The following is a 14,167-nucleotide window of genomic DNA, read 5'->3' as shown; positions in this document are numbered from 1 at the left end:
TGAACTTCTTTCTATAAATAACACAAATTTTTCGTTTTGGGGAAATTCATATTTTTAGCTTGATGGCGATGGGGTACCGCCAACAAGATACGAATTTTGCACGCTAAGCAAAAAAACAATAAGCTGTCCACATGGACAGCTTATTTACATAATTCTCGTTATTGGTAGTGAAATTATTAATCCCATATATTTGGGCGTTCAATTTTCATTGTTCTCATATAATCTAACATTTGTCCTGTATGAACACCCTCATGATATGCTATACGCATTAACATATCCCCTAAAGAACGGATATACCCTACATTTGAACGATCAATTTTAATTGTATTTAGATCTTCATTAGAAAAAGAACGAACAGTATCTAAAAAATGTTTGTGATATATCTCAGCAAAATCTAGTTCATCTTCGACAGATAAAAAAGGTCTGTTTTCAAATGGAGAATTATACTCTTTCAGACTTCCCCTATTTTCAATAGCCAGATGATAATAATGCTCTGATTCGAGTACATGCCGAATCATCTCTAAACAAGTCATAGCTTTTTCATCTGGTTTCCAATCTAATTTATCACTTGGAATTGTTTTCCATACCATTATACTCCGTCTTCTCACTTCTTTTAGATTTAATAATAATAAATCAATAGTATTCAACTATATTTCTCCCCTTTACTTAGTCTTATAAATTAAGTTTATAATTATCTTCAATAAAAATGCAAATATTCGTTCTTTTTCGACTGCATTTAACAAACGAATCGTCTTGTAACTCACAAAAAGAAACAATATGTTATGTATATCCTATACATACTCGATTAACATAACGTCTCATTATCGGTAGCAAGTTTTTCATAAAATCCTTGTTTTTACTAAATTTTTTGTCTCTATGTCTATCTATCTCTTACACAAGATTTTATACATCATTGATATAGCGGGGATTCTAGGGATCTTCGCTATTCTTTTTTGCATAAAATCTTGTATGAAAAAGTAGTTAGACTAGCGTGTTTTACTCCGGTTCATTTCAAAATACAATTGAAAATTCATCTTTAAATTAAAAAAGAAAGTGTTACCTATATATATTAATAATTTCGAAATATTGTATAACAGATAATTTTTATTGTGCTAACGAATCAGGATAGTGTGGCGACTGACCAACTAAATAGTTGCTTATCCTCAATTATTAGAAGGGAAGTTCTATCATTTCGCGAATTTATTAGACATAGACGAGCGCTATAATTTTCTATATGTACATAAAGAGGTGAATACGCATGAATCAAAGACCTTCAGAAGAAGAATACGCCGGGAACTCCGGCGAATATATCCGTTTGGTGCCGGACGGTAACATCATCGATATTCTGTTCGCCCAGGAAAAGCAAATGACCGAGCTCCTGGCATCGTTGACCGAAAGCCAGGCCGCATATCGGTATGCGGAAGGAAAATGGACGCTGAAAGAAGTCGTGGGCCACATTGCAGATGCGGAACGCGTCATGACCTACCGCCTGCTCCGGTTCGCAAGAGGGGACCAGACGTCTCTGACTGGTTTCGATCAGGAATTGTTCATGCCTCCTTTCGAAAGTTGGACAACCGCGCAATTGGCCGAAGACTACCGGGCCGTACGGCAATCAACGATCACATTGCTGCGCGGGCTACCGGCGGAGGCGTGGAGCCGCAAGGGCACAGCCAATAACCTAAGCATTACGGTGCGCGCCCTCGCGTACGGCATCGCAGGACACGAACTTCATCACATGGGGGTCATCCGAAATCGGTACTTGAGTTAATCGTCGGCTGAGGCCTTTGGAATGGAACTAACACCTCTCATACAACCTTAGATACCGTTCTTATTGGGGTCCCGCTCCACAACCATCAACTTAAGGATTTAGACTGTTTTTGAAATTAAAAGCACATTACAATTCTCTTATGTTAATGAGAAAGGGTGACGTGCTTTTTATGAATATGCACCAAAAACAAGAGTTATCTTTATTTGCCGAAGCGTTATATCGATTTTTTTCATTTGGGGGTATTTGTTTTTCTTAGCTTGATGGTGATGGGGCACTACTCTAAAATGGTCAAATTAAAATTAAAAACAGTTATAGAGACTCCATTCCTCGGACATATTGTAACTATTCAGTTGTAAAAAGAACCGTAGTTTTTCATTTTTGAAAAAGCTATGGTCTTTTTTAATTGTAACAAAGATAGGATGCGAGGAAGTTTTTTAAATAAATCAAAAAAACTTGATGAAGTAGTTGCATATAGAACTCATCAGCGTATATACTATAAATATCAAAAAAAGTTGATGAAGGGAGAGTGAACTACAGTGGCACAAGATTTTCAGCTCTATGAGAAAAAATTCAAAGCATTAGCGGATCAGAAGCGTTTAGAGATTATGTATGAACTTTGCCAGCGGGGCCAGACTTGTGTATGTGATTTAACAGAGGTTTTTGAAATGACGCAGTCTAAGTTGTCCTATCATTTAAAGATTTTATTAGATGCAGGTTTAATTGTAAAAGAAACAAAAGGTACGTGGAGTTATTATGATTTAAATGATGCGGAAGTAAATAATTTATTATCAGAAGAATTGTGCTGTATTTTTAGAAAAACAGGCAAAGGTAGCTGTTGTTAAAATTTTAAACTATTAATCAAAAAAAATTGATTAATAACATATAAAGAGGAGGAATAAGCTATGAGATATGTTCACGTTGGTATAAATGTTACGGATTTAGAGAAGTCTATCGAATTCTACGAAAAGGTATTTGGTGTGTCACCAGTTAAGGTGAAAGTAGATTATGCAAAGTTTTTATTAGAGACGCCAGGACTTAACTTCACGCTGAACGTAAGAGATGAAGTAAAGGGAAATCAGGTAAATCATTTCGGTTTCCAAGTGGATACTGCTGAAGAAATTACGTTACATAAAGAAAGATTAGAAAAAGAAGGTTTCTTTGCGCGTGATGAGGTGGATACGACTTGTTGCTATGCGGTTCAAGATAAGTTTTGGGTAACAGATCCTGATGGGAACGAGTGGGAATTCTTTTATACGAAAGCACATAGTGATGTTCATAAAATAGAAGAGGCATCATGTTGCACGACTTCTAACGTAGTAGAAAAAAATTCTTGTTGTTAATAGGAGATGGAAAATAAAATGAAACGTTTATCTTTTCTAGATCGATATTTAACACTATGGATTTTTCTAGCTATGGCTGTTGGGATTGGTTTAGGGTTTGTGTTTCCTAGTGTAGTAGACGGACTGAATACATTACAAATTGGAACAACGTCTATCCCGCTAGCTGTCGGTTTAATTGTTATGATGTATCCACCATTAGCGAAAGTTCGTTACGAGGAAATGGGCCGAGTATTTAAAGATGTAAAAGTATTGGTTTTATCTTTAGTACAAAACTGGATTATTGGGCCTGTACTTATGTTTGTTTTAGCAATTATTTTTCTTCCTGATAAGCCAGAATACATGGTCGGACTCATTATGATTGGTTTAGCACGCTGCATTGCAATGGTGATTGTTTGGAACGATCTTGCAGATGGGGATAAAGAGTATGCAGCAGGTTTAGTGGCTTTTAACTCAGTATTCCAAATGCTATTCTTCTCCGTTTATGCATACGTGTTTGTAACAGTCATTCCAGAATGGTTAGGGATTGAAGGAGCTATTGTCGATATTACAATGATAGAAGTAGCAAAATCAGTATTTATCTACTTAGGAATTCCTTTTATAGCAGGCATGTTGACACGCTTTGTACTCGTTAAGTTAAAAGGAAGACAGTGGTATGAAAAGGTGTTTATACCGAAGATTAGTCCACTTACATTACTGGCACTACTATTTACAATCATCGTTATGTTCTCTTTAAAAGGGGAAATGATTGTTAGCGTACCACTAGATGTAGTAAGAATAGCGATTCCATTATTAATCTATTTTATTGTGATGTTTTTTGTTTCTTTCTTTATGGGAAGAAAAATTGGTGCAAACTATCCGGTAACGACAACGTTAGCATTTACAGCAGGTAGTAATAACTTTGAGTTAGCAATTGCTGTAGCAGTTGGTGTGTTTGGTATTCATTCAGGCGCAGCATTTGCAGCTGTTATCGGACCGTTAGTGGAAGTACCTGTAATGATTGCACTTGTAAACGTCGCTTTTTGGTTTAAGCGTAAATATTTTAATGATCAACCAGTATAATTAAAAACAAAGGCGGAAAACAACATGGAAAACAAAAAGACAATTTATTTCTTATGCACAGGAAATTCATGCCGAAGCCAAATGGCAGAAGCATGGGGCAAACAATATGTAGGAGATAAGTGGAATGTATATTCGGCAGGAATTGAAGCACACGGAGTAAATCCAAATGCTATTAAAGCGATGAAAGAAGTAAATATAGACATAACGAATCAAACTTCGGATATAATTGATGTAAATATTTTAAATAACGCTGACTTAGTTGTTACCCTTTGTAGTCATGCGGATTCTGTTTGTCCTTCGACACCTCCGCACGTAAATCGTGTTCACTGGGGATTTGATGACCCAGCAGGCAAAGAATGGTCGGAATTTCAACGTGTTCGCGATGAAATTGGAGAACGTATAAAGAGATTTTCTGAAACAGGAGAGTAAATAAAGGAAAGAGCCAATCTTCTATCGTATAGGAGATTGGCTCTTTTTTATTAGTCATGACTGCATTGGTTCGCATAAATTACCGAAAAATAGAGGATATTCTATTGGATTGATAAAGTTAGAAATGTATTTAATCATGTAGGTGTTCACAAATAATAAAGTCATTTAAAAGATCATAAAGTTGTTTAGAATTAGAGATGGTATGATGAATAATCACACTATCTTTTCATTTTTTTATGTATAATTAAATAAAAGGATTTTTGGATATTAAAATAAAGGTAGTATATTAGCGCAAGGGGGAGAATGATGGATAAGTTGTTACAAGAAATCATAAATTGGTTAAAGATGAGAGATGAACAAATTGTTATCGGTATTTCAGGACACGGTGCAGCTGGAAAAACGACGTTTACTAATAGACTCGTAAAGCTACTAAATCAAAATGAAGTAAATTATATTAATACAGATCCTTACATTGTTAGTTCGGATATCCGCAAGCATGCAGTGATTCACTATACATATCAAAATGAAAATCATCGTTATAAAATGACAGCTTGTCATCCAGCGGCGCATCATTTGGGAGCTTTAGAAAGAGATATTCATATGGTTAGAGCTGGGCTAGATTTTTATACGATAGATACGCATTATATGAAAAGTGAGTTGATTTCTTCGGAAAATAAAGTAACGATTGTGGAAGGAATGAGCGCCGCATTTATTAATCCTAATTTATTTGATTTGAAAATTTATTTTTATACAGATGGTGAAACGGAACTAATGAGAAGATCAAGCCGGGATATAGCTGAAAGGGGAGCCGATATAAATTATTTAAGGCAGTCTCATGAAGAACGCCGGATTCAATATGAAGTATTTATGCATTCGTATAGTCAGCGTTTTGATATAATTATCAAAACTTCTGATGAAACAATATGTTTAGAGAAAAATACATTTGAGTTTTATAAAGTTTAAATGAAAATCCTCAATTTGTTAATTGCATTATGACGGTTAATTTTTCTTATTTAGTACTTGTATTAAACAAATGTATTATTTAATCAATAATACATTCACTATGAAATAACTAGATTTTTAAAAAGATTTAGTAGCCTTCTTTCATCTACATAAATAGAAGGCTACTGTAATTTTGGCAGCAAAACTATATAACTGTATTATTACTCACAGTAGGATAGGATTCTCTATTTGAATACATTAGGTGTATCTTAAAAATTCTCACTTTAAAAGGTTTTTATTAGGAAGTACAAAAATGAATTTTTGTATGTAAGGAGAATAGGATGAAACAAATAATAAAAAACATATTAATAAACTACTTTAATGAAATTCATTCACTACTAGTGGAAGAAGAACTACATAAGAACAGTTGGCATACAGATTTACACTATAAAATCATGGTGAATGGGAATCGGTATTCCGCACGGTTTATAAATAGCGACCGAACAATCAATCCAGCTTTTGGGACGTTATCAAATGAACAATTGAAAGAGCAAGTACGGTTTACGTATTATTTACGAGAGCATGGAATCCCATTTATGGAGATTAAGAAGAATAGGGCGGGGGATTCATTTGCATTTGTCACTTGCAATGATGAACAGTACCGGTTTGTATTGTCTACTTGGATAGAAGGGGAACATATTACTCATTGTACAGAAACGATGGCAGAAGTCTTTGGAAAGGAAGCAAGAAAGATACATGATATTTCTAGTATGTTTCAAAGCTCGACTTTTCAAAAGAAATCCCATTTAGATGGATATGATGAGTTTATAAAGCTATTAGAAAATAAGGGTGGTACATGTAAGAAATTAAGAGGGTATATAGATCTCGCTAAGTACCATATAGAATGCGCACATACTAGCGATTTAGAGTTTATAGTACAAACAGATTTAAATCCTTTAAATGTCATATGGAATTCCAATCAATCTGTAAAAGGAATTATAGATTTTGAATCCATCGCATATGTTGATCGTATTGAAGGTTTAGCCTTTTTAATAAAGTGGTATTCCCGGACAGAAGGAATAGAGTCACATGTAGTATGTCCGAAAGTTGCTAAAGCATTTCTAGAAGGGTATGGAGCTAGTAACATTTTAACATCAAATGATTATGAAAGACTTTCTTCGTTGCTATGGTTATCCGGTAGTCTAAATTGGAACTTCGTTAAAAAGACGACGAGTCTATTAGGTGAAGAGAATGAATTAGTAAAACATTTGAGAGTTTATAAAATAAGAGGAGAAAATCTATCTGTATTGGTAAGTAGAGAAAGAGTCAATTCTGAACAGCCCCCCTGTCAAATAGACAGGGGAACTAATAAAACACCCTAAGTGGCTTTAGTTCTATATTCCATTGGGCTGAGGCTGTTTAGTCGATTTTGGAATGTCATATAAAACTGAATATACTCGTCTATCGCTTGACTTAGTTCCTCAAACGTATCGTATTTAAAGTAATATTTCTCGCACTTAATAGTCCCCTAAAAAGACTCCATTGGCCCATTATCAATGCATATGGACTATGCCTGTTTTATCTATCCGGAGTTTGATAGCTAAGAGTTTTACGCATCAAGAACGTTTAGGAGTGCTAGTTTCCAACTGCAGCACAGCATAACTGGACATGAAACAGGTTTTCTCGCGCGCAAAGTTTAGATTCCTATATTAATTTGTAAAATAAATTCACTTTATGTTATTATATTTCCCTTGGACTGAAAATTTATAGATATGTATAGTGAATATTTGACAAGTTAAAATAGGGGATGTATTACGTTGAAATGGTTATCATGGGATAGAAATTTAAAAACTAGGTTAATTGGCGAGACTCTTTTCAATACATTATTTTGGATGTATTTTCCTTTTATGGCCATATATTATAGTGATGCTTTTGGTAAAACAATTGGCGGAATTTTAATGGCAATTATACCTCTTGTGGGCATAATAGGTAATTTATTAGGTGGATATTTAGCGGATCGCTTAGGACGCCGCCCTGTCATGCTATTAGGCACAATCATACAGGTAACAATGTTTGCAGTTTTTGCTTTATCGTATTCACATTGGATTAATTATTTAGCCTATATTGGTATTGGAATTAGCGGGGCAATCTACAGTCCAGCAAGTTCTGCAATGATAGCTGATATAGTGGCAGAAAAGGATAGAAGAGTAGTCTTTGCCACTTTTGTTACAGCCAATAATATCGGTGCTGTATTTGGACCGGTATTAGGTTCATTCTTCTTCTTTCATTATCGAAGTGAATTGTTATGGACTTGTACAATTGTTACATTTATTTATTTTATAGCAATCTATTTCATAATTAGAGAAACGTTGCCAGAAGCTTCTAAAAATAATGGGGACAAAAACAAAATATCGAAAATCTTTAAAGAACAATGGAATAATTATACGAAAATCTTTAGTGATAAAATTTTCGCTCTTTATATAGTTGCTGGAATATTGATTATGATAGCTTTCATGCAACTTGATCTTTACCTTGCATTATATGTAAAAGAATTTGTACCAACACAATCTCTTTTCTCATGGAGTACTGGTTCATTCTCTCTAAGTAATACTGAAATTTTCGGATGGATGATGGGGTTGAATGGGATTTTATTTGTTTTATGTTCTCTACCTGTTGCAAAATACTTTGAGAATTGGAGCGACCGAAACGTTTTAATTATCTCTAATGTTTTATTTGGAACGGGTATGTTTTTAATAGGACTCACAACGAATATATGGCTATTGTTCGGGTTTATGGCAATATTAACAATTGGCGAATTGATCCGTTCGCCAGTTGTACATAGTTTTGTCAGTAAATATGCACCTGAAAATGCTAGAGGACAATATATGGCAGCATCCAATTTACAATTTACCATTGGGCGCTTTATTGCACCCATTATGATTGTATTTTCTACATGGTTATCTCCAATTGTTGTGTTTGGCACTATATTACTTTGTGCCCTTGTAAGTGCGGTTTTCTATTTGAAAGTATTTCGAATGATTTCAAATACAAACATGCATAATTCTAAAAAACTGTGATGTTATTGTCAATTAGGTGATAAGAGGAGAAAATTTATCTGTATTAGTAAGTAGAGAAAGAGCCAACTCACACGAGTAGGCTCTTTTTTTTATGTACTACGAATCTTCGTAATAGAACGATGCTACGGTATTCCTTCCATAGAATATAAGTGTAAAAAACGCCCATGTAACCATAAAAAAATGGTCTTTTTCATATTTTACAGGTTATCTGATGTATAGTTGTATTTTTTATGAAAAAATGTTTTCGAAAAGTGTTGAAATAGTTTGAAAATTAAATTATTATTATCCATGTAAACTAATAAGTAATCGTTTACATGGATGAAGTAAGGGTTTAAACGAAACTGAAGTAAACGATTTCTTGAAAACTTAGAAAGAGTGATGAAATGGCTAAGTCTACAATTAAAGATGTTGCAATGGAAGCGAATGTGTCTACAGCTACAGTATCTCGGGTGTTAAACGCAAGTGGATTTGTAAGTGACGACATTAAAGATCGTGTTTATTTAGCTGTGAAAAAACTTAATTATCAACCAAATGCGATTGCTAGAAGTTTAAAGCAAGATAAAACATACACGATTGGTGTTGTGATTCCTGATATCACAAACCAGTATTACATGACGATTTCAAAGGCGATTGAAGATATTGTGCAGCAAAAGGGTTATAACCTCATTTTTTGTAGCAGTCATGAAAATCCTAAAAAAGAGGATAAATTGTTGCAGCTACTAGTGGAACAACGGGTAGATGCGATTGTGTTGGCGACTGCTGGCGGTTGTGAGGAAAGAGTAAGAAATATTCATCAAGCTGGTGTACCAATTGTTTTAGTTGACCGGACTGTTGAGATTGGAGATGCAAAATTAGATTCAGTTATAGAAAGTAATTTTGAAAGTGCTTATACATTAACGAGTTATCTTTTAAAACAGGGTCATAGATCAATTGGTCTTGTGAATGGATTGTTGAATGTTAGTACAGGTAAAGAGCGATATGAAGGCTTTCAAAAAGCTTTGGAAGAGTTCGGGATTCAGGAAGATGAAAACTATACGTTTAATAGCACTTTCACAAGAGAGGGTGGAATGAAAGCAGTTGATTATTTTCTTAATTTCACTGAGAAACCGTCAGCTATTCTAACCTTGAACAATGAAATGGCATTCGGTGTTCTTCTTGAATTAACGAGGAGAGGATACTCAATACCAGAGGACATAGTGATCGCTTCTTTTGGTGATGTGGAAGCAGCACAATTATTACGAGCACCTGGAATTATATCAGTAGCTCACAAACCATATGAAATGGGAGAAAGAGTAGGTGATATTTTACTAAAGCGTTTAAACAATGAAGAAGGTCCTTTTAATGAAATATTTACACCGAAATTACTAATAGATGCACAAAGTGTAAGTAGTTAACACGGTTTGAAATGATACTTGTCGTTCAGATAAAAATAGGAAGGGAGATAGAAATGCTAAAAGGAATACCGAAAATAATTAGTCCAGATTTAATGAAAATTCTTTTAGAAATGGGGCATGGGGATGAGATTGTTTTAGCGGATGGAAACTTCCCCGCTGCCTCTTGTGGGGCGAAGCTCATTCGATGTGAAGGGCATGGGGTTCTTAAAGTATTACAGGCAATTTTGCAATTCTTTCCACTCGATACGTATAGCGATCATTCTGTTTCATTAATGAAGGTTGTAAAAGGGGATCCTGCCACGCCCTCTATTTGGGAAACGTATGATGCGGTGATTAAACAATTTGATACTCATTTTGATAGTTTTGAGATGATTGACCGCTTTGCATTTTATGAGAGAGCAAAGAAGGCTTATGCAATTGTTGCAACGAGTGAGAGTGCTCTCTATGCCAATATGATTTTAAAAAAGGGCGTGGTTACAGATTAGCGCAGTATAAAATCATTTATTGTTTCATTTAAAAAATTATAGGGTAGTAGGTGATGGGATGAGTGAATTGCTACTGAAAATGGATGGAATTAGTAAAGCGTTCCCTGGTGTGCAAGCGCTTTCTAACGTGCGGTTTGAATTGAAAAAGGGCGAAGTTCACGCACTTTTGGGGGAGAATGGAGCCGGAAAATCCACATTAATGAAGATTTTAACAGGGATTTATCAAAGGGATACTGGAACGATTGCATACGAAGGAAAAGAAATAGAGGTTCCAGATACAAAAGCAGCACAAAGACTTGGAATCAGTATTATTCATCAGGAACTTAATTTAGCTCCGCATTTAACAGTTGCCCAAAACATTTTTATTGGAAGAGAACCTAAAGGGTTATTTAATCTTTTTTTAGATGAAAAGGAACTAAATAACAGAGCAAAAAAACTATTTGAAAGGTTAAACATTCATTTAGATCCAAGAGAATTGGTAGGGGATTTAACAGTTGCGAAACAACAAATGGTGGAAATTGCTAAGGCTCTTTCCTTTGATTCAAAAGTATTGATTATGGATGAACCAACCGCAGCCTTAACGGATACTGAAATCGATGCACTATTTGTTATGATTCGGAAATTACGGGGGGACGGTGTAGGAATTGTTTATATTTCTCACCGTATGGAAGAGCTAAAGAAAATTACGGACCGTGTATCGATTATGCGAGACGGTACATACGTAGGAACGATGAACACGAAAGATACAACGATTGAACAAATTATTTCTATGATGGTTGGAAGAAAAATTGATAACAATCAAAAACCAGAAATAAAAGAGAAAGCGCGAGAAAAAGTGTTTGAAGTGAAAAATTTAAAGAGAGGGAACACGATAAAGGATGTAAGTTTTGAACTGTATAAAGGAGAAATTGTTGGCTTTGCTGGATTGATGGGGGCTGGAAGAACGGAAGTAGCCCGTGCCATATTTGGGGCAGATCCATTAGATTCAGGGGAGATTTTCATAAATGGAAAAAGTTTGAGTATAAAAAGCCCGACGGATGCAGTACAACATGGAATTGGCTATTTGTCCGAAGATCGAAAACAGTTTGGGCTTCTTGTTGGGATGGATGTCAAAACAAATATTGCAATGGCATCCATGAAAGATTATATAAAACCACTTGGCTTGATGCATGTCTCTAAAATTGACCAACAATCTGAGGAACTCATTAAAAGGTTAAAAATAAAAACGCCATCAGGTAATCAATTAGTGAAAAACCTTTCAGGAGGGAATCAACAAAAAGTAGTTATTGGCAAGTGGTTGACTAGAGATTCAGATATCTTAATCTTTGATGAGCCTACACGCGGAATTGATATCGGGGCAAAAGACGAAATTTATAAGTTACTACATGATTTAGCTGAGCAAGGTAAATCTATCATTATGATTTCCTCAGAACTTCCAGAAATATTAAGGATAAGTCATCGTGTAATTGTCATGTGTGAAGGAAAGATAACTGGAGAATTGAAAAATGATGAAAAAGCATCGCAAGAAGCGATTATGACGCTTGCAACAAAACGAATTATGTAATGAATATTAACGGATGATAAAGGAGTGAACAGGAATGGAAATGCAAAAGGTAGTCGAACTTCCAGTTGAAGGGAAGATAAGGAAAGGGATGAATTCAAATGCTCTTCAGCAGCTTCTAGCATTTGCAAGTTTAATCGTACTTGTTTTCATTTTTTCAATTGCTTCAGCTAATTTTTTGCAATTTGATAACATTATAGGAATCTTTCTATCGACAGCTGTTACAGGCATCCTTGCTTTAGGGGCAACGATGATTATCGTTACAAGTGGAATTGATTTATCATGTGGAACCGTACTAACTTTGTCTTCGGTTATGACAGGTGTGTTTGCTGTCAACTTAGGTTTACCGGTTTGGGTAGCTGTTATCGGAGGGATTTTAATAGGGGCCGTAGTAGGTTTGATTTCTGGAGCTGCGATTGCGAAACTGAAAATCCCACCATTTATTGCAACGTTAGCTATGATGATGATCGCGAAAGGGTTGGCACTTGTTATTTCAAAAGCCACTCCAATCTATTTCACTTCTATACCGAGCTTTAACAAAATTGCGATGGGTTCTATTATTCCTGGTTTTGCTATTCCGAATGCTGTTTTTATCTTTTTTGGAATGGCCATTTTCGCAAGCTTAATTTTAAATAAAACGATAATCGGAAGGTATACATTTGCACTAGGAAGCAATGAAGAAGCAACTCGTCTTTCTGGAGTGAATGTAGATAAGTGGAAAATAATTATTTACATGCTTGCAGGTGTTTTTACTGGTGTTGCAGGGATTATAATGGCATCTCGTTTAAATTCTGCTCAGCCTGCTTTAGGAGCAGGATATGAATTGGAAGCAATCGCAGCAGTAGTTATCGGAGGAACGTCTTTAAGTGGTGGTAAAGGAACAATTCTTGGAACTGTAATTGGTGCATTAATTATGAGTGTGTTAACAAATGGTCTGCAAATCCTTTCAGTGCCTCAAGAATGGCAAACGGTAGTTGTTGGGGCTGTTATCTTATTAGCAGTTTACGCAGATGTGTTACGAAACAAAAAAGCAAAGAATTAGCTGTGATACTGTTTTTAAATCAAACTATATATAGGGGGAATTTTAGATGAAAAAAGCAAAAAAAGGCATCGTTTTATCGTCAATTCTCGCAATCTCAATGTTTATGGGGGCGTGTTCTTCAAACAATGCAAGCACGGGAAGTAAGGATAGTAGTGCTCCTCCAAAAGATGACGGTAAGCGCTATGTTGCGATCATTTCAAAAGGTTTCCAGCATCAGTTTTGGCAGGCAGTTAAAAAAGGGGCTGAGCAAGCAGCAGATGAATATAAGGTGAATATTACATTTGTAGGTCCTGAAACGGAAGCTCAGGTTGATAAACAAGTTGAGATGCTTCGTAGCACACTTGATAAAAAACCAGATGCGATTGGTTTTGCGGCATTAGACTCTAAAGCTGCTCTTCCTTTATTAGAACAAGCAAAAAACAAGAAAATTCCGATTGTTGCATTTGACTCAGGTGTTGAAGGAGATATACCTGTAGCAACAGCTGCAACAGATAATAAAGCGGCAGCTGCTCTTGCAGCTGAGAAAATGGCTGGATTAATTGGTGAAAAAGGGGAAGTAGCGGTAGTTGCTCATGATCAGACAAGTAAAACTGGTGTTGAACGCCGAGATGGTTTTGTAAATACAATCAAATCAAAGTATCCGAACATCAAAATTGTTGATATTCAATATGGTAGCGGTGATCAATTAAAATCGACTGACGCTGCTAAAGCAATTATGCAGGCACACCCAAATGTAAAAGGTATTTTCGGTACAAATGAAGGTTCTGCAATTGGGGTAGTAAATGCTGTTAAAGAATTGAATAAAAAGAGTGTCGTAGTAGTTGGCTTCGATTCTGGAAAACTACAAATTGATGCAATTAAGAGCGGAGTAATGGCAGGTGCGATTACACAAAATCCAATTGGAATTGGTTATGAAACTGTGAAAGCCGCTGTTGAAAACTTAGATGGGAAACAAGTATCAAAAACAATCGACACTGGTTTCTATTGGTACGATAAAAAGAACATCGATGATCCAAAAATTAAGGAAGTGCTATATCAATAACATATAAAACGAAACTAGCGGTGCAAAT

At 35.4% G+C, this 14,167-nt stretch carries 15 protein-coding genes; 13 read left to right on the top strand and 2 right to left on the bottom strand.

All coding sequences use genetic code 11. From position 1 onward, the window contains the following. Positions 1-176: 176 nt before the first annotated feature. The gene (locus tag FS742_RS08225) at positions 177-647 is read right to left on the bottom strand and encodes a DinB family protein (protein ID WP_033734563.1); all 471 of its coding nucleotides are present in this window, start codon (positions 645-647) and stop codon (positions 177-179) included. A gap of 611 nt (positions 648-1,258) precedes the next feature. On the opposite strand from FS742_RS08225, the gene FS742_RS08220 reads away from it, so the two are divergent. From FS742_RS08220 to FS742_RS08190, 7 genes are all read left to right on the top strand, one after another. Continuing rightward, entirely contained in the window at positions 1,259-1,768 is a 510-nt protein-coding gene (locus tag FS742_RS08220; protein ID WP_144611918.1) for a DinB family protein, read from the top strand. Between the two features lie 536 nt (positions 1,769-2,304). After that, entirely contained in the window at positions 2,305-2,610 is a 306-nt protein-coding gene (arsR, locus tag FS742_RS08215; RefSeq protein ID WP_000046018.1) for an arsenical resistance operon transcriptional regulator ArsR, read from the top strand. Between the two features lie 60 nt (positions 2,611-2,670). Beyond that, a complete protein-coding gene (locus FS742_RS08210) occupies positions 2,671-3,108 on the top strand; it encodes an ArsI/CadI family heavy metal resistance metalloenzyme (protein WP_144611917.1) in 438 nt (145 codons plus the stop codon). A gap of 18 nt (positions 3,109-3,126) precedes the next feature. Beyond that, positions 3,127-4,167, top strand: coding sequence for an ACR3 family arsenite efflux transporter (gene arsB, locus FS742_RS08205; protein ID WP_098180149.1), 1,041 nt, complete (start codon positions 3,127-3,129; stop codon positions 4,165-4,167). Positions 4,168-4,191: 24 nt separating this feature from the next. After that, complete coding sequence (arsC, locus tag FS742_RS08200; protein ID WP_000428369.1) at positions 4,192-4,596, top strand: arsenate reductase (thioredoxin); 405 nt, start codon at positions 4,192-4,194, stop codon at positions 4,594-4,596. Between the two features lie 306 nt (positions 4,597-4,902). Next, positions 4,903-5,559 carry a uridine kinase family protein gene (locus FS742_RS08195; protein WP_029442730.1) on the top strand — a complete coding sequence of 219 codons (657 nt, stop codon included), beginning with the start codon at positions 4,903-4,905 and terminating at the stop codon, positions 5,557-5,559. Positions 5,560-5,879: 320 nt separating this feature from the next. After that, positions 5,880-6,920 carry a phosphotransferase enzyme family protein gene (locus FS742_RS08190; RefSeq protein ID WP_144611916.1) on the top strand — a complete coding sequence of 347 codons (1,041 nt, stop codon included), beginning with the start codon at positions 5,880-5,882 and terminating at the stop codon, positions 6,918-6,920. Here the strand turns inward: FS742_RS08190 and FS742_RS08185 are convergent. Further along, complete coding sequence (locus FS742_RS08185) at positions 6,917-7,060, bottom strand: IS3 family transposase (RefSeq protein WP_144612081.1); 144 nt, start codon at positions 7,058-7,060, stop codon at positions 6,917-6,919. The genes FS742_RS08190 and FS742_RS08185 overlap by 4 nt on opposite strands. A 295-nt stretch (positions 7,061-7,355) precedes the next feature. Between FS742_RS08185 and FS742_RS08175 the strand changes: the two genes are divergently transcribed. From FS742_RS08175 to FS742_RS08150, 6 genes are all read left to right on the top strand, one after another. Next, the gene (locus FS742_RS08175) at positions 7,356-8,615 is read left to right on the top strand and encodes an MDR family MFS transporter (protein ID WP_144611915.1); all 1,260 of its coding nucleotides are present in this window, start codon (positions 7,356-7,358) and stop codon (positions 8,613-8,615) included. 383 nt (positions 8,616-8,998) lie between these two features. Next, entirely contained in the window at positions 8,999-10,009 is a 1,011-nt protein-coding gene (locus FS742_RS08170; protein WP_144611914.1) for a LacI family DNA-binding transcriptional regulator, read from the top strand. A 53-nt stretch (positions 10,010-10,062) separates the two neighbouring features. Next, the gene (locus tag FS742_RS08165; protein ID WP_144611913.1) at positions 10,063-10,494 is read left to right on the top strand and encodes an RbsD/FucU family protein; all 432 of its coding nucleotides are present in this window, start codon (positions 10,063-10,065) and stop codon (positions 10,492-10,494) included. Positions 10,495-10,552: 58 nt separating this feature from the next. Continuing rightward, positions 10,553-12,058, top strand: a complete 1,506-nt coding sequence (locus tag FS742_RS08160; protein WP_144611912.1) for a sugar ABC transporter ATP-binding protein — start codon at positions 10,553-10,555, stop codon at positions 12,056-12,058. Between the two features lie 34 nt (positions 12,059-12,092). Beyond that, positions 12,093-13,097 carry an ABC transporter permease gene (locus tag FS742_RS08155; RefSeq protein ID WP_144611911.1) on the top strand — a complete coding sequence of 335 codons (1,005 nt, stop codon included), beginning with the start codon at positions 12,093-12,095 and terminating at the stop codon, positions 13,095-13,097. A 46-nt stretch (positions 13,098-13,143) separates the two neighbouring features. Beyond that, positions 13,144-14,139: an ABC transporter substrate-binding protein gene (locus tag FS742_RS08150; protein WP_144611910.1), complete on the top strand. Its 996-nt coding sequence runs from the start codon at positions 13,144-13,146 to the stop codon at positions 14,137-14,139. Positions 14,140-14,167 lie beyond the last annotated feature (28 nt).

Source organism: Bacillus cereus, assembly GCF_007678085.1.
GTDB classification, from domain to species: Bacteria; Bacillota; Bacilli; order Bacillales; family Bacillaceae_G; genus Bacillus_A; species Bacillus_A cereus_BE.
This window is presented reverse-complemented; position numbering and strand designations above follow the sequence as displayed.

Coding starts and splice junctions, on each gene's coding strand:
- FS742_RS08220 (WP_144611918.1), top strand. CDS start 1,259: ATGAATCAAAGACCTTCAGAAGAAGAATACGCCGGGAACTCCGGCGAA.
- FS742_RS08210 (WP_144611917.1), top strand. CDS start 2,671: ATGAGATATGTTCACGTTGGTATAAATGTTACGGATTTAGAGAAGTCT.
- arsB (WP_098180149.1), top strand. CDS start 3,127: ATGAAACGTTTATCTTTTCTAGATCGATATTTAACACTATGGATTTTT.
- arsC (WP_000428369.1), top strand. CDS start 4,192: ATGGAAAACAAAAAGACAATTTATTTCTTATGCACAGGAAATTCATGC.
- FS742_RS08195 (WP_029442730.1), top strand. CDS start 4,903: ATGGATAAGTTGTTACAAGAAATCATAAATTGGTTAAAGATGAGAGAT.
- FS742_RS08190 (WP_144611916.1), top strand. CDS start 5,880: ATGAAACAAATAATAAAAAACATATTAATAAACTACTTTAATGAAATT.
- FS742_RS08170 (WP_144611914.1), top strand. CDS start 8,999: ATGGCTAAGTCTACAATTAAAGATGTTGCAATGGAAGCGAATGTGTCT.
- FS742_RS08165 (WP_144611913.1), top strand. CDS start 10,063: ATGCTAAAAGGAATACCGAAAATAATTAGTCCAGATTTAATGAAAATT.
- FS742_RS08160 (WP_144611912.1), top strand. CDS start 10,553: ATGAGTGAATTGCTACTGAAAATGGATGGAATTAGTAAAGCGTTCCCT.
- FS742_RS08155 (WP_144611911.1), top strand. CDS start 12,093: ATGGAAATGCAAAAGGTAGTCGAACTTCCAGTTGAAGGGAAGATAAGG.
- FS742_RS08150 (WP_144611910.1), top strand. CDS start 13,144: ATGAAAAAAGCAAAAAAAGGCATCGTTTTATCGTCAATTCTCGCAATC.